Raw genomic sequence first — 14,073 nt, forward strand, 5'->3', positions numbered from 1 at the left:
CCGTTGCGCCGCCGGCTCAGTAGTCGACGCGCACCGGGTTGTCCCGCCAGGCCTGGAACGGGGAGCCGGCGGAGTGCAGGCGCAGCTCGTGGACGGCGGTGGGCCAGCCTTGCGGGGCGGTGGTGAGCAGCTCGTAGAAGGCGCGGTCGTCGAAGCCGCCGTCGGCGGCGTCGTCGCGGTTGGCGCAGAACACCACGCGGTCCAGCCGCGCCCACAGCGACGACGCCGCGCACATCGGGCACGGCTCGCAGGAGGTGTAGAGCGTGCAGCCGGTCAGCGCGAAGACGCCGAGCTCGCGGCAGGCCGCGCGGATCGCGGTGACCTCCGCGTGCGCGGTCGGGTCGAGGTCCAGGGTCACCCGGTTCACGCCGGTCGCGACGACCGCGCCGTCCCGGACGACGAGCGCCCCGAACGGGCCCCCGCCGACCGCGACGTTCGCCGTCGCCAGGTCCACGGCGCTCTGCAGCCAGTGCTCGTCGGTCATCGCTGTTCTCCTCGGGTCAGGCGCCAGATGCGGTCCCGGCTCATGGGCAGCTCGTGCGGGCGGACGCCGACGGCGTCGCGCACCGCGTTGGCCAGCGCCGGCGCCACGGGGTTGTAGGGGGCCTCGCTCATGGACTTCGCGCCACGCGGTCCGAGCTCGTCGAACGTGCGGGCGAACAGCACCCGGGTGGGCGGCACGTCGCCGATCTGCGGGGTGCGGTAGCTGCGGAAACCACGGGTGAGCACCTCGCCGTCGACCACCAGCACCTCCTCCTGGAGGGCCGAGCCGAGCGCCTGGGCGACGCCGCCCTCGACCTGGCCGCGCAGCTGCTCGGGGTTGATGACCACGCCCGCGTCGACCGCCTGGACCGAGTCGAGGATCCGCACCTCGCCGCTGGCCGGGTGCACGGCGACGCGGACGGCGTGCACGTTGAACGCGACCGAGCGCCGCCTGCCGTCGCTGCGCCCGGTCGCCGACAGCTGCCCCTCGAGACGGCCGAGTGCGGGAGGCCCGCCGAGCGCGTCGAGCTGCCGGCGCACCTCCTCGGCGGCGCGCTGGACGGCCAGGCCGGCCACCACCGAGCCGGTGGAGCCGAAGGCGCCGGAGTCGTAGCCGGAGGTGCCGGTGTCGGAGGGGACCAGGCGGACCCGGGCGGGGGAGACGCCGAGCGCCTCGGCCGCGAGCTGCGCGTGCACCGTCGCGGTGCCGTTGCCGAACTCCGCGGTGCCCACCTCGACGGTCACGGTCCCGTCGGGGTCGAGCACGACCCGGGCCTCGGAGTGGTGGCCGCGCGGCGGGATGGTGGCGATCATCGCCATCGCCATGCCCTCGCCCACGGTCCAGCCCTCGCCCGGCGGCACCGCCGGTGCGGTGCCGGCGAGGGCCTGCTCGGCGAGGTCCAGGCACTGGTCCAGCCCGTAGCTGCCGAACTCCAGGTCGGTGGAGGGCGGCCCGTTGACGACGAGGTCGTCGCCGGGGACGACGACGTTGCGCCGGCGCAGCTCGTAGGGGGACAGGCCCACCTCCCGCGCCAGCTCGTCGAGGGCCGACTCGATGCCGAACATGACCTGGCCCAGGCCGTAGCCCCGGAAGGCGCCGCTGGGCGGGTTGTTCGTGTAGACGGCCTCCGCGTCGACCCGCTTGGCGGCGCAGCGGTAGACGGCTACCGACTCGTGCACGCCGTGGTACATCACGCCCGGGCCGTGGTTGCCGTACGCCCCGGTGTCGCTCAGGACGTCGACGTGCATCGCGGTGAGCCGCCCGTCGGTGTCCGCGCCCAGCCGCACCGACACGCGCATGGGGTGGCGCAGCGGCACCGCGGTGAACTGCTCCTCGCGGGTGAGCTCGAGCTGCACCGGCCGGGAGTCGCCCCGGTCGGCCAGCCGCAGCGCCGCCAGCGCGACGACGTCCTCCACGAGCAGCTCCTGCTTGCCGCCGAAGCCGCCTCCGACGCGGGCCGCGATCACGCGGACGCCGGCCGGGTCGCGGCCGAGCACGTGGGCCAGCTCGTCGCGCACGAGGAAGGGCACCTGGGTGCTGGTCCGCACGACGAGCGTGCCGTCGTCGTCCACCCAGGCCCGCGCGCCGTGGGTCTCCAGGGCGGCGTGGGTGACCCGTGCGGTGGTCCAGGTGCCGCTGACGGTGTGCGCGGCGGTTGCCATCCCGGCCTCGACGTCCCCGACCTCGCCGGAGGTCCGGGCGACGACGTTCCGGCCGGGCTCGGCGATGCGGGACTCCGCGGCGTCCTTGTCCCCGTGCACCAGCGGCGCCCCGGGGGTGCGCGCCTCCTCGGGGTCGAAGACCGCCGGCAGCGGCTCGTAGGTGACGTCGACCAGCGCCGCGGCACGGTCGGCGAGCGCCGCCGACTCGGCGACGACGGCCGCCACCCGCTGGCCGCGGAAGCGGACCACGTCGTCGAACAGGCGGGTGTCGTCGGGGTCCTCCAGCCGGCTCTCGTGGCGGCCGGTCGAGTAGAGGACGCCGGGGGAGTCGCGATGGGTCAGCACGAGGACGACTCCGGGGAGCGCCTCGGCGCGCGAGGTGTCGACGGAGCGGACGCGGGCGTGCGCGTGTGGGGAGCGCACGAGCTTCACGTGCAGGACGCCGGCCTCCGGCATGTCCAGCGTGTAGGGCTCCCGGCCGGTGGTGACGCGCGCCCCGGCGGGCGCGGCGACCGACGCGCCGAACGCCTCTCCGCAGCCCCCGCGGGTCACGTTCGCCCGGCCGGCGAGGGCGTCGCGGATCGACCGGTAGCCGGTGCACCGGCAGAGGTTGCCCTTGAAGCACCGGTCGATGTCCCCGTCCGGGACGGTGCCGTCCTCGTCGGCGAGCGCGGTCGCGGTGACCACCCACCCGGGCGTGCAGAAGCCGCACTGGAAGGCGGCCGCCTCGGCGAACCGGCGCTGCACGGGCGAGGGCTCCTCGGGGGTGCCGAGACCGGCGGCGGTGGTCACCGTCCGGCCCTCGGCGCGCACCGCCGGGGTGATGCACGAGTGCACCGGCACGCCGTCGAGCAGCACGCTGCACGCGCCGCAGTCGCCGGTGTCGCAGCCCTTCTTGACCGCCGTCCCACCGGACGCGCGGATCCAGGTGCGCAGGCACTGCCCCGGCGCAGGCCGCCCCGTCACCGGGGTCCCGTCGAGGTTCACGGTGCTCCGTCCGCGAGCTCGGCGCAGACCTCGACCGCGAGGCGCGCGGTCTGGGCCGCCCGCCAGTCCGGCGCGCCGTGCGGATCGGCGTACCAGCCCACCCGGGCACCGGCGTCCGCCACGGCGTCCCGCACCGCGGCCTCCGGGGAGCCGACAGGGACGGCGACGACGACGGGCCGGGGCACGGAGCCGGTGAGCGTCAGGACGACGGAACCGGGCTCGGCCCGGCCGATCACCAGCGCGCCGGTGCGACCGTGGGTGGTCAGCGAGGCACGCCGGAGCGCCGTCGGACGGGAGAGGGCCGCGGCGGGCAGGTCGACCGCGCGGACGACGTCGCCGGGCCGCAGGTCCACGACCTCCGGGCCGCGTACGAAGTCGGTCACGGGCGTGCGCCGCTCCCCGCCGTCGGGGGTCCAGATGACGACCTCGCCGTCGAGCGCCGCCGTCAGCGCGATCATGGCGCCGGCCGGCAGCGCCAGGCACAGGTTGCCGCCCACGGTGGCGGTGGACTGGACCTTGAACGACATGAGCAGCGCATCGGCGCACTGCCGGATCAGCCCGGCCCCGGGCCACGGCGCCTGCTGGGCTTGCGCGATCGTGCAGGTCGCGCCCAGCCGGAGGCCCCCGTCCGGGAGGTCCTCCCACGGCGCCCACCCGAGCGAGGTCAGGTCGACCAGGCCGGTGACGTCCGGCTGCGGCGCGGAGAACAGCCAGGTCCCGCCCGCCAGTACGTGCTCGCCCGGCCGCAGGGCCAGGTCTCCGCGGTCGACGGCGAACCGGTGGGTCTCCACCCGGGTCAGGTCCATTCCTCCACCTCTGCCAGCCGGTCGTAGGTCGCGCTGATCGCCGAGATCCGCTCCCGCCCGGGCCGACCGACGCGCGACAGCACGCCGTCGGCGAGGACCCCGACCAGGCTCATCGCGGCGGCGTAGGAGTCGTAGGCGAGCGCGCCCTGCACGGGGCATTGCAGCCAGACGCGGGCGGAGCCCGAGTGCCCGGCGGCGGTCGGGTCGCCGACCAGGACGACGTCCGCGCCGGTCAGGGCTGCCGCGGACATGAACTCCGCGAAGCCGGCCGGCCGCCGGCGGAAGCCGACGGCGACCACCGCGTCGCCGCGCCCGAGGTCGACCAGTTCCTCGCCGAGCACCTGCCCCGGCAGCGGGGCCAGCGCGACGTCCGGCCGGGCCTGGACCAGCTGCTCGCGCAGGTGCAGCGCGACCGGGTGGCTGTTCCGCCAGCCGACGACGAGCACCCGGCGAGCCTCGGCGAGCACGGCCACGGCGGCGGCGACGGCGGGCTGCAGCACGGTCGTGGCCACCGCCGTCGCCTCGTGCTGGGCGTGCGCGGCCAGGTCGGGCAGCCCCTCGACCCGGCGCGGCTCGCCGGCGGTCCGCAGGGCGCGCAGGTGGTCGCGCACCTCGTCGAAGTCGGTGAAGCCCAGCGACCGGAACAGCCGGCTCATCGTCGCCTTCGACACCCCGGCCATCGCCGCGAGCTCGGCGGCGCGGTAGGTGGCGAGGTCGTCGAGGTGCTCCAGCAGGGTCTCCGCGGCCCGCCGCTCCTGCGCGCTGAGCGAGGGGTGGCTGCGGGCGATCCGCTCGTCGATCCGCAGCCCGCTCATCGCGCCGTCACCTCCGCCGCGACGCGCAGCACCGCGGCCTCGAGCGCGTCGAGCCCCCGGGCGACGTCGACGGCGCGGACGGACTCGTCGGGGGAGTGGCTGATGCCGTCGGCGCAGCGGAGGAACAGCATGCCGACGTCGGTGACCGCCGCGATGGCCATCGCGTCGTGCCCGGCGGGGCTCCACAGCGCCATCGGCTCGTGGGCGCCGACGTCGTCGGTGGTCCGGATGCCGTCGACCACGGCCTGCTGCAGCCACGGGGCGCAGGGAGCGGCCGGCGCGCGGTGGGTCTCGACGACCTCGAGCGCCAGTGCGCGGCGGTCGCAGATTGCGGCGATCTCGGCGCGCATGCGGTCCCACATCGCGTCCCGCTGGGCGTCGGTCCCGGCGCGGAGGTCGAGGGACAGTTCCGCGCGGCCGGGGATGACGTTGACCGCGCCCGGCCACACCTGGATGCGGCCGACGGTGGCCAGGCAGCCGCCGTCTCGGGCCAGCCGCTCGACGGCCACGACCGCCTCGCCCGCGCCGACCAGCGCGTCGCGGCGCCGCGGGTAGGGGGTGCCGCCCGCGTGCCGGGCCTCGCCGACGACGGTCAGCAGGAAGCGCCGGGCGCCGGCGATGGTGGTCACGTAGCCCAGCGAGCGGTCCGCGGCCTCGAGGTAGGGGCCCTGCTCGATGTGCGCCTCCAGGTAGCCGACCAGCTCCTCCGGGCGCCGGGCCGCCTCGCCGACGCGGGCGACGTCCAGGCCGAAGTCGAGGAAGGCCTGGCGCAGGGTCGTGCCGTCCCGGTCGCGCAGCTCCGCCCAGGCCGGGTCCCAGGTGCCCGCGACCGCCGAGCTGCCGAGCAACGCCTTGCCGAACCGCGCGCCCTCCTCGTCGCCGAACCCGACCACCTCGAGGGCGAAGGGCAGGTCGGTGCCGCGCAGCCGCTCGGCGACGGCGATCGCCATGACCACGCCGAGCATCCCGTCGTAGCTGCCGGCGTCGGGCACGGTGTCCAGGTGCGAGCCCAGGACCAGCGCCGGCCGGCCCGGGGTGCGCGCCTCGCGGCGTCCCCACTGGTTGCCGGCGGCGTCCTGCCAGGTCCGCAGGCCGGCCTGCTCGAGCCAGCCGGCCGCCAGCCGGTTGGCCGCCGCGTGCTCCGGGGTGAGGTGGACGCGCTCCAGGTGGTGCGGGCTCGCCGAGCAGCGGTCCAGCTGGGCGCAGCGCGCCAGGACCTCGGCCGCGGTGGTCATCACGCGTACACCTCGCGGGCGGCGCAGACCCCGCCGCCGGCGGTCACCGGCACGCCGTAGCCCCGGAGCACCTGCTCGAGCGCGGCCAGGGTGGTGAGGACGGCGTCCCGGCGGGCGTTGTAGCCCATCGTCCCGATCCGCCAGACCCGGCCGGCGAGCGGACCGAACGAGGTGCCGATCTCGATGCCGAAGTCCTCCAGCAGCGCGTTCCGCGCGGCGTCACCGGGGACGCCGTCGGGGATCTCCACCGCCACGACGTTGGTCATCTTGTGCGCGACGTCGCCGAAGACGGCGAGGCCCAGGCCGCGGACGCCCTCGAGCATCGCGCGGCCGTGCAGCTCGTGCCGGGCCACGGCGGCGTCGACGCCCTCCGCGACGAGCAGCCGGGCGCACTCGCGGGCGGCGTAGAGCATGCTGCCCGCCTCGGTGTGGTGGTTGAGCCGGCGCGGGCCCCAGTAGGCCATGATCTGGCCGAGGTCGAGGTAGTTGGACGCGATGCGGGTGCCCCGGTCGGTGTCCTGGTCGGAGCGGATGCCCGCCTCCACGTGGGCGCGGGCGTCGATCACCTCGACCGCCCGCGGCGACAGGGTGACCGGTGCGCTGCCCGACGGCCCGCCGAGGCACTTCTGCAGCCCCGCGGTGGCGACGTCGATGCCCCAGGCGTCGGCCTCGAACGGGTTGCCGCCGAGCGAGGCGGTGGCGTCGCAGTAGAGGAGCACGTCGTGGCGGCGGCAGATCTCGCCGATCCCGGCGAGCGGCTGGCACATCGTGGTGGAGGTGTCGCCCTGCACGAGGGCCACGAGCTTCGGCCGCACCCGGACGACGGCGTCCTCCACCGCCTCGGGCGCGAACACCTCGCCCCACGGCACCTCGACGGTGTGCACCTCGGCGCCGCAGCGGGCGGCGATCTCCTGGAGCAGGTGGCCGAACCGGCCGAAGACGGGCACCAGCACCCGGTCGCCTGGCTCCAGCAGCGACACCAGCGCCGCCTCGATGCCGGCGCGGGACGTGCCGTCGACCAGGAACGTCTGCTCGTTGTCCGTGCGGAAGACGGCGCGGTAGAGCTCCATCGTCTCGTTCATCGTCGTGGTCATGAACGGGTCGAACTGACCGACCAGCTGCGCGGACATGGCCCGCAGGACCCGTGGGTCGACGGTGATCGGGCCCGGGCCCATGAGCAGCCGGGGTGGCACGTCGAGCTCGGCCGTGGCGCGCGAGACCATCAGGGGGTCCTCTCCAGCTGGCGGCCCCACGAGCGGTCGGGGCGGTCGGGGTCCACGGCGCGGCCGCGCACGAGGGTGGTGGTGACCCGGCCGGGGAAGGTGAGCCCGTCGTAGGCCGAGATCGGGTTGCGGTGAGCCAGCCGGTCGGCCACCACGACGGTGTCCTGGGCGGTGTCGTGCACCAGGAGGTCGGCGTCCGCGCCGACCGCGATGCGGCCCTTCGTCGTGAAGCCGACCAGGTCGGCGGTGGCGCGGGACATCCAGCGGCTGACGGTCGGAACGTCGATGCCCCGGCGGGCGGCCTCCGCGGCGACGGCGGGGAACCCCACCTGCAGGCCGGAGACGCCGCCCCACGCCTGCTGCAGGTCGCCGTCGCCCCGCTGCTTCTCCTCCGCCGTCGCGGGGGAGTGGTCGCTGACGACGCAGTCGACGACCCCCTCGACCAGCGCCGCCCAGAGCTCGTCGCGGTTCGCGGCGTCCCGGATCGGCGGGCAGCACTTGAACTGCGGCGCGGCGTCCGGCACCTGCTCGGCGGTGAAGGTCAGGTAGTGCGGGCAGGTCTCGACCGTGACCGGCAGGCCCTCGTCCCTCGCGGCGCGGAGCAGCGGCAGCGCCCGCGCGCTGGACAGGTGCAGGACGTGCACGCGGGCTCCGGTCTCCCGGGCGCCGTCGAGGACCTGGCGGATCGCGCGGGTCTCGGCCTCGTCGGGGCGGCTCACGAGGAAGTCCGCGTAGGCCCGGCTCGGCCGGGCGGGTGCCGCGTCGAGGACGCCGGCGTCCTCCGCGTGCACGACCACCAGCCCGCCGAAGCCCGCGACGGTCCGGAGCGCGCGGCGGAAGGCGGTCGGGTCCAGCGGGGGGAACTCGTCGACGCCGCTGGGGGAGAGGAAGCACTTGAAGCCCAGGACGCCGGCGTCCCACAGCGGCTCGAGGTCGTCGGCGTTCCCGGGGACGGCGCCGCCCCAGAAGGCGACGTCGACGGCCAGCTGCCCCGCCGCGGCGGCCTGCTTGGTGCGCAGGTGCGCCACCGTGGTGGTCGGCGGGAGGGAGTTCAGCGGCATGTCGACGAAGGTGGTGACGCCGCCGAGCGCCGCGGCCAGGGTCGCGCTGGCGAACCCCTCCCAGTGCGTGCGGCCGGGCTCGTTGACGTGCACGTGGGTGTCGACGACGCCGGGCAGCACGGTGGCGGTGTCGGGGACGTCGAGGTCCGGGACGCCGGCTTCGTCGTAGGCGTCGATCGCGGCGATGCGCCCGGCGGCGATGCGCAGCGTGGCGGGCCGGAGCTCCTCGCCCACCAGGACCCGGCGGGCCCGGACGGTGGCGACGTCGTCCCGGCTCACGCGAACGCCGGGACGCTGGCCCACGCGCGCGGCTCGTCCGGGACGCCGGCGCGCTGGATCGTGGCCTGGATGAGCCCGTAGGGGCGGTCGGCGGCGAGGAAGACCTCCCCGCCGTTGGCCATCCCGAACGGGGTCAGGTCGACCTCGAAGTGGTGCTTGTTGGGGCAGCTGATCCGGATCTCGGCGACCTCGGGCACCGCGTCCAGCGCCGCGGCGCCCATGGCGTGGATCGTCTGCTGCAGCGCGAGGCTGTGCGTGCCGGCGAAGGCGTCGACCATCGCGGCCCGGATCGCGGCGTAGGCGGCGTCCCAGTCCAGGTCGGTGGTCGTGTACCGCCACCAGGCCGTGACGCTGGTTGCCAGGATCCGGTCGTCGGTCTCGGGCAGCGTGGTGAACCGGTCACGCGGGAAGCCGGCGAACTCGCTGCCGGTGCTCTTGAGCACGACCAGGCCGGTGAGCCCGCCGACGACGAAGGTGTCGTCCCCGTCGGTCTGGACGACGGCGGTGCGCGTCTCACCACCGGCCCGGGCGAAGGAGTGGCCGCTGCCCGGCGTGCCGGCGCCGATGCGCTCCCAGGCGTACTGCTCCGCGGTCATCTGGGTGCCGGTCACCCACGGCTGCTCGCGCCAGTGGCCGGCGAGCACGAGCAGGAAGCCCTCGGGGGAGGGCACTCCGTGCTGCTTGGCCAGCGCGTAGACGGTGTTCTTCTGCGTGTCGGTGGCGTGCACGTGGGCGTTGTCGCCGTCGGTGTAGGCGGCCGCGAAGTCGCCGCGCAGCTGGGTGCTGACGTTGAGGTCGGACAGCACGTGGGCGGGTGAGTAGCGGTCGACGCGGACCAGCCGGCACTCGGCCTTGCCGTACTGGTTGGGGCCCAGCACGTAGGAGCTGCTCATCAGGACCCCCGGTAGGTCGTGTAGGCGAAGGGGCTCAGCAGCAGGGCCACGTGGGTGTGCTCCCCGTCGGGGAGGGCGACGATCACCGTGACCGCGGGGAAGAAGGTGTCGCGCTGCTGGTCGGCGAACCACGAGCCGGTCCCGAATCGGACGGAGTGCTCGCCGGCGGGCAGGTCGGCGTCCACCCGGGCGCGCCCGTCGTCGTCGGTCCGCAGCGCGATGGTGCTGCCGTCGGGCAGGGCGAGGGCGACGTCCATGCCGGCCGCGGGCCGGCCGAGCACGGCGTCGAGCACGTGCGTGCTGAAGGTGCTCATGGGGTGATCTGGCCTTCCAGTCGGAGCAGCGCGATCTCGGCGAGCTGCTCGCGGGTGACCGCCAGCTCGGTGGCGGGGTCGTGGGTGAGCCGCTGCTCCAGCAGGTCGAGCAGCTCGGGCCCGGTGCGGCCGGCGGCGCGGACGAGGTAGATCCGCCCGAAGCGCTCCTCGTACCGGCGGTTCCCGTCGGCCAGGCGGCGGCGCAGCTCGTCGTCGGCGGGGTCGACGCCGGCCTGCTCCCGACCGGACATCGCGCCGCTCGCACCCGCGCCGGTGGGCCGCTCGCCGATGCGGGGGTGGTCGGCCAGGGCGGCGTCCACCTCGTCGTCCGTCCAGGCGGCCGCCGCGGTGCGGGCGACGACCATCAGCTCGTCGACGCCGCCGTAGGGCCGGGCCGCGGTGAGAGCGGTGACGAAGGAGGGGATGCGGGCGCAGCTGCGGACCAGGTCGCCGGCCTCGCCGGCGGGCAGTGCGTTGAACGCGGCGAGCTGCATGGGCCGAACGTAGGAAACCCGCGTTTCAGCAGCGTTGCGTCCGTTTCAGGTTCTCGTGTCCTCCTGCACCAGGTCCAGCAGCGCCCGGTCCCGGCCCGGTGCGGCGACCAGGCAGACGCCGGCGGGCAGGCCGTCGCCGGTGCGGACGGGGAGGCTGACCGCGGGCAGGCCGGCCAGCGCCGCCAGGCAGGTGAGCCGCATGGTCGCGTTCCGCAGCTCGGGCGTCGCGCCGGTCGCGGCCAGGGGTGCCACCGAGGGAGCGCTCGGCAGCACCAGCACCCGGTCCCCGACGAGGTCCAGCACCCGCGAGCGTGCTGTGTCCAGCAGCGCCCGTGCCCGGCCGGCCGCGTCGTCGTCGATCGCGGCGGCGGTCTCGAACCGCGACCGCACGTCCGGCCCGAGCACGTCCATCCGGTCGGCCAGCCAGGGGCCGTGCGCCTGCCACGCCTGGAACCCCTGCCAGGTCTGGAAGGCGGCCCGCCAGGCGTCGAGGTCGTCGAGCGTCTCGCCGAGCTCCGTCGCGCCGGCGTCGGCGAGCCAGCCGCGGACGGCGCTGCGGACGTCCGGCTCGGCGGAGTCGACCAGGCCGGGCAGGAAGACCAGCCGGTCCCCGCCGCCGGACGACCCGGCGGGGAGCAGCACGTCGCCGACGGCGGCGAGCAGGGCCGGCGAGCGGGTGAGCCAGCCGACCGCGTCGAAGTCGGCCGCGAGGGGGAGCAGGCCGGACCGGTCGACGGCGCCGTGCGTCGTGCGGATGCCGTAGAGGCCCTGGTAAGCGGCCGGGACGCGGATCGAGCCGCCGGTGTCGGTGCCCAGGCCGATGGTCGCGTGCCCGAGGGCGACGGCACTGGCGCTGCCGCTGGAGGAGCCGCCCGGGACGCGGTAGGGCGCCGCCGGGTTGGGCGGGGTGCCGTAGTGGGCGTTGGTGCCGGCCAGGGAGTAGGCGAACTCGTCGGTGCGCGCGATGCCGCGGACCGCGGCGCCGGCGCCGAGCAGCCGGCCGACCGCGCCCGCGTGCGCCGGCTCCGGGGCGGCGTCGGCGAGCCGCGCCGGGTTGCCCGCGCCGACGGCGTGGCCGGCGACGGCGTACAGGTCCTTGACCGCGACCGTCTGACCGGTCAGGGGTCCGTCCCCGGACGGCGGGACGAGCGGATCGCCGACGGCCCGCCACACCCGGGCGTCGAGCGCGGGCGGTGACACGGACACGTGCGCGGCGGTGATCCGCCAGCCGCCGTGCCCGGGCCGGTCGGCGGAGCGCTGCCAGAGCTGGGTCTGCAGGCCACGTCCGCCGCGGTCCAGGACGGTCCCCGCCACCACCAGCGCGCTGTCCTGGTCGACGGCGCGGACGTGCACCTCGGCGAGCGTGCGCCCGGGAGCTCCGCCGCGGGTGGCGCGGAACTCCGCGATCCGGTCGTGGCCGACGAGCACGCCCTCGCCGTCGGCGCGCAGGGTGTCCGCACCCGGGGCGAAGAGCTCGTCGAGCGTCGCGACGTCGTCGGCCATGAGGGCGGCCTCGTAGGCGCGGAACGCCTCCAGCAGGCACTCCGGTGCGGGGCCGGTCACGCGAAGTCCGACTTCCGGATGGTGGCGTGCACGCCCTTCACGACGTCGACGACCTGGCTGATGCGGAAGTCGGTGGCGGCGGAGAGGTAGGCGTAGGCCAGCCGGGGGTCCATGCCGAAGCGGGCCTGCAGCAGCGCGATCGCGGCGCGGACGCAGTGCTGGACGGCGACGTCCAGGTCCTCGTCCATGCCGGTGGGGACCAGATACTCGGTGGTCTCGGCGAGCGGGCCGGCCAGCTCGCCGAACCGCTGCAGCGCGTCCTCGCGGGCGACCACGTCCAGCCGGACCGTCGCGCGCAGGCTGCCCTCCATCGCGGTCAGGCTCACCTCGCCGTCGCCCTGGGCGAAGTGCGGATCACCGACGTAGGCCAGCGCGCCGTCCACCTGCACCGGCAGGTAGAGCGTGCTGCCCGCCGTCAGCAGCGAGATGTCGATGTTGCCCCCGTGCGGTCCCGGCGGCACCGAGTGCGGGCGCTCGCCGCCCGGTACGGCGACGCCCATGATCCCGAGGAAGGGACGCAGCGGGAAGCGCACCGACCGCTCGCCGCCGTCCACCAGCGGCAGCAGCCCGGACGTGCCGTCGTCGCTGACGCCGGCGAAGGCGCTGAACAGCGGCATGCCCTCGCCCGGGTACTCGCCGGGCAGCGCGCCCCGCCCGTGCCGGTTGGAGATGACCCCGTAGGGCACCCGCGGCGTGGCCTCGAGCAGGGTGACGGCGAGCAGATCGCCGACGCACGCGCCGGATACGGCGATCGGCCGGCTCACCACGTGCGGCCCGTCGATGCCGAACCGGTGCGGGTCGTCGCTCCCCGCCAGGGCGATCGCGTCGTCGAGCACGTCGACGACACCGTGCCGGCCGAAGAAGTCCGCCGGGTCGCGCCCCTGGTCCTCCAGGATCCCCTCGTGGCTCACCGTGTCGAGGGTGAGCTCGGTGCCGGGGTCCACGGTGAGGACCGGCGCGTCCGTCGCGCAGGGCAGCCGGCCCCAGAGCACGTGGTCCGGCGTCGAGGGCAGGTACGTGGCGGCGGGGATCGGGCCGCTGCCGGGCTGGAGGACGGGGCTGGTCACCGGCCGGACGGTAGGAGACGAACGTTTCAGCGATGTTCCGGCCGGAACGCGCCGGCGGTCAGGTCCGCGGTCGCCACCCCAGCGCCGGCCCGAGGCGGCCGGCGATGTCGGTGAGGATCTGCTCGTAGTCCTCGTCCGCGAAGCTGAACGGCAGCGCGAACGCCACCTCCCTGACCTCCCGGAATCCGGTGTGGGCGTGCAGCTGCTCGGCGATCTGCTCGGCGGTGCCGATCAGGTCTGCGGTGAACAGCATGCGGGCCGGCCCCTGCGGGGCGGTCGTGCGGGGGAGGCGCTGGGCCACGTAGGCGGCGTACTTCTCCCGCTGGGCGGGGGTCGCGCTGTCGGTCGGGATGACCACCAGCCCCTGGGAGACGCGGGCCGCATCCCCGAGCGGGTGCGCGGCCCGGAAGGCCTGGATCTGGGCGCGCTGGATGGCGGCGAAGTCGGGCTCGGCGCCGTCCTCGGCCTTGACCACGCTGCTGGTCAGGAAGTTCATGCCGTGCGCGCCGGCCCACCGTGCCGAGCCGAGGCTTCCGCCGCCGTACCAGAGCCGGTCGCGCAGTCCTGCAGCGTGCGGCTGGACGCGGTCGGACCACTCCTCGACCACCCCCTCGCGCCCGGCGAAGGAGCTCGCCGGCTCACCGCCGACCAGCGCGAGCAGCCGGGCCACCCGCGCGTAGGAGAAGTCCTCCAGCTCCGCGGTGTCCGGGTAGAGGGCGCCCTTGACGTCGTCCCAGTGCATCGGCGGGCCGACGCTGACGCCGGGGTTGAGCCGGCCACCGGAGAGGACGTCGACGGTCGCGAGGTCCTCGGCCAGCCGCAGCGGGTTCTCCCAGCCGAGCGGGATCACCGCGGTGCCGAGCTCGATCCGGCTGGTGCGCTGGCTGGCGGCGGCGAGGACCGCGACGGGGGAGGAGATGCCGTACTGCAGGTGCCGGTGGCGCACCCACGCGCTGTCGAACCCGAGCCGCTCACCCAGCTCGATCACCCGCAGCGTCGTCTCGTGCCCCGCCCGCGGATGGGCGCCGTCGAAGGAGCCGATGGTCAGGAAGCCGAGCTTCTCCAGCGGCTGCGAGGGGACGGGCATGCGGGGGTGCTCCTTCGTCGGTCCGGCCGGCCCAGTCAAGCAGCGCCGCGCCCGCACGAGCCGGGGCACCGCCCCCCGAACGGGCGGACTCGCGTCCCGGTGAC

At 75.8% G+C, this 14,073-nt stretch carries 13 protein-coding genes; all 13 read right to left on the reverse strand.

Translation table 11 applies throughout. The annotated features are described in order from the left end of the window. Positions 1-16: 16 nt before the first annotated feature. Genes BLS70_RS18250 through BLS70_RS18310 form a run of 13 tightly spaced genes read right to left on the reverse strand, consistent with a single transcriptional unit; the run spans position 17 to position 13,969 of the window. Positions 17-484: a nucleoside deaminase gene (locus BLS70_RS18250; protein ID WP_091770875.1), complete on the reverse strand. Its 468-nt coding sequence runs from the start codon at positions 482-484 to the stop codon at positions 17-19. Beyond that, positions 481-3,132, reverse strand: a complete 2,652-nt coding sequence (locus BLS70_RS18255; RefSeq protein WP_091770877.1) for a molybdopterin-dependent oxidoreductase — start codon at positions 3,130-3,132, stop codon at positions 481-483. Before BLS70_RS18255 ends, BLS70_RS18250 begins: the two co-directional genes overlap by 4 nt. Next, entirely contained in the window at positions 3,129-3,938 is an 810-nt protein-coding gene (locus BLS70_RS18260; protein WP_091770879.1) for an FAD binding domain-containing protein, read from the reverse strand. Before BLS70_RS18260 ends, BLS70_RS18255 begins: the two co-directional genes overlap by 4 nt. Further along, positions 3,929-4,753, reverse strand: coding sequence for a MurR/RpiR family transcriptional regulator (locus tag BLS70_RS18265; RefSeq protein WP_091770881.1), 825 nt, complete (start codon positions 4,751-4,753; stop codon positions 3,929-3,931). The genes BLS70_RS18260 and BLS70_RS18265 overlap by 10 nt, the downstream gene beginning before the upstream one ends. Then, positions 4,750-5,988, reverse strand: coding sequence for an allantoate amidohydrolase (locus BLS70_RS18270; RefSeq protein WP_091771164.1), 1,239 nt, complete (start codon positions 5,986-5,988; stop codon positions 4,750-4,752). Before BLS70_RS18270 ends, BLS70_RS18265 begins: the two co-directional genes overlap by 4 nt. Continuing rightward, positions 5,988-7,211 carry a pyridoxal-phosphate-dependent aminotransferase family protein gene (locus tag BLS70_RS18275; RefSeq protein WP_218122488.1) on the reverse strand — a complete coding sequence of 408 codons (1,224 nt, stop codon included), beginning with the start codon at positions 7,209-7,211 and terminating at the stop codon, positions 5,988-5,990. Before BLS70_RS18275 ends, BLS70_RS18270 begins: the two co-directional genes overlap by 1 nt. Continuing rightward, a complete protein-coding gene (allB, locus tag BLS70_RS18280; protein WP_091771168.1) occupies positions 7,211-8,551 on the reverse strand; it encodes an allantoinase AllB in 1,341 nt (446 codons plus the stop codon). The genes BLS70_RS18275 and allB overlap by 1 nt, the downstream gene beginning before the upstream one ends. Next, complete coding sequence (gene pucL, locus BLS70_RS18285; protein ID WP_091770883.1) at positions 8,548-9,444, reverse strand: factor-independent urate hydroxylase; 897 nt, start codon at positions 9,442-9,444, stop codon at positions 8,548-8,550. The genes allB and pucL overlap by 4 nt, the downstream gene beginning before the upstream one ends. Next, positions 9,444-9,758, reverse strand: coding sequence for a hydroxyisourate hydrolase (gene uraH / locus BLS70_RS18290; protein ID WP_091770885.1), 315 nt, complete (start codon positions 9,756-9,758; stop codon positions 9,444-9,446). The genes pucL and uraH overlap by 1 nt, the downstream gene beginning before the upstream one ends. Next, a complete protein-coding gene (gene uraD, locus BLS70_RS18295) occupies positions 9,755-10,252 on the reverse strand; it encodes a 2-oxo-4-hydroxy-4-carboxy-5-ureidoimidazoline decarboxylase (protein WP_091770887.1) in 498 nt (165 codons plus the stop codon). The genes uraH and uraD overlap by 4 nt, the downstream gene beginning before the upstream one ends. A 45-nt stretch (positions 10,253-10,297) precedes the next feature. After that, positions 10,298-11,815: an AtzH-like domain-containing protein gene (locus BLS70_RS18300; protein WP_218122489.1), complete on the reverse strand. Its 1,518-nt coding sequence runs from the start codon at positions 11,813-11,815 to the stop codon at positions 10,298-10,300. After that, the gene (locus BLS70_RS18305; protein ID WP_091770889.1) at positions 11,812-12,882 is read right to left on the reverse strand and encodes an acetamidase/formamidase family protein; all 1,071 of its coding nucleotides are present in this window, start codon (positions 12,880-12,882) and stop codon (positions 11,812-11,814) included. Before BLS70_RS18305 ends, BLS70_RS18300 begins: the two co-directional genes overlap by 4 nt. A 58-nt stretch (positions 12,883-12,940) precedes the next feature. Further along, positions 12,941-13,969 (reverse strand): LLM class flavin-dependent oxidoreductase, encoded by a 1,029-nt coding sequence (locus BLS70_RS18310; RefSeq protein WP_091770891.1) that lies wholly within the window; start codon positions 13,967-13,969, stop codon positions 12,941-12,943. Positions 13,970-14,073 lie beyond the last annotated feature (104 nt).

Source organism: Blastococcus aurantiacus (genome assembly GCF_900102425.1).
Classification (GTDB): Bacteria; Actinomycetota; Actinomycetes; order Mycobacteriales; family Geodermatophilaceae; genus Blastococcus; species Blastococcus aurantiacus.

Excerpts from the sequence above, each read along its gene's own strand:
- BLS70_RS18275 (WP_218122488.1), bottom strand. The coding sequence starts at position 7,211 with ATGGTCTCGCGCGCCACGGCCGAGCTCGACGTGCCACCCCGGCTGCTC.
- BLS70_RS18250 (WP_091770875.1), bottom strand. The coding sequence starts at position 484 with ATGACCGACGAGCACTGGCTGCAGAGCGCCGTGGACCTGGCGACGGCG.
- BLS70_RS18310 (WP_091770891.1), bottom strand. The coding sequence starts at position 13,969 with ATGCCCGTCCCCTCGCAGCCGCTGGAGAAGCTCGGCTTCCTGACCATC.
- uraH (WP_091770885.1), bottom strand. The coding sequence starts at position 9,758 with ATGAGCACCTTCAGCACGCACGTGCTCGACGCCGTGCTCGGCCGGCCC.
- pucL (WP_091770883.1), bottom strand. The coding sequence starts at position 9,444 with ATGAGCAGCTCCTACGTGCTGGGCCCCAACCAGTACGGCAAGGCCGAG.
- BLS70_RS18260 (WP_091770879.1), bottom strand. The coding sequence starts at position 3,938 with ATGGACCTGACCCGGGTGGAGACCCACCGGTTCGCCGTCGACCGCGGA.
- BLS70_RS18270 (WP_091771164.1), bottom strand. The coding sequence starts at position 5,988 with ATGACCACCGCGGCCGAGGTCCTGGCGCGCTGCGCCCAGCTGGACCGC.
- uraD (WP_091770887.1), bottom strand. The coding sequence starts at position 10,252 with ATGCAGCTCGCCGCGTTCAACGCACTGCCCGCCGGCGAGGCCGGCGAC.
- BLS70_RS18265 (WP_091770881.1), bottom strand. The coding sequence starts at position 4,753 with ATGAGCGGGCTGCGGATCGACGAGCGGATCGCCCGCAGCCACCCCTCG.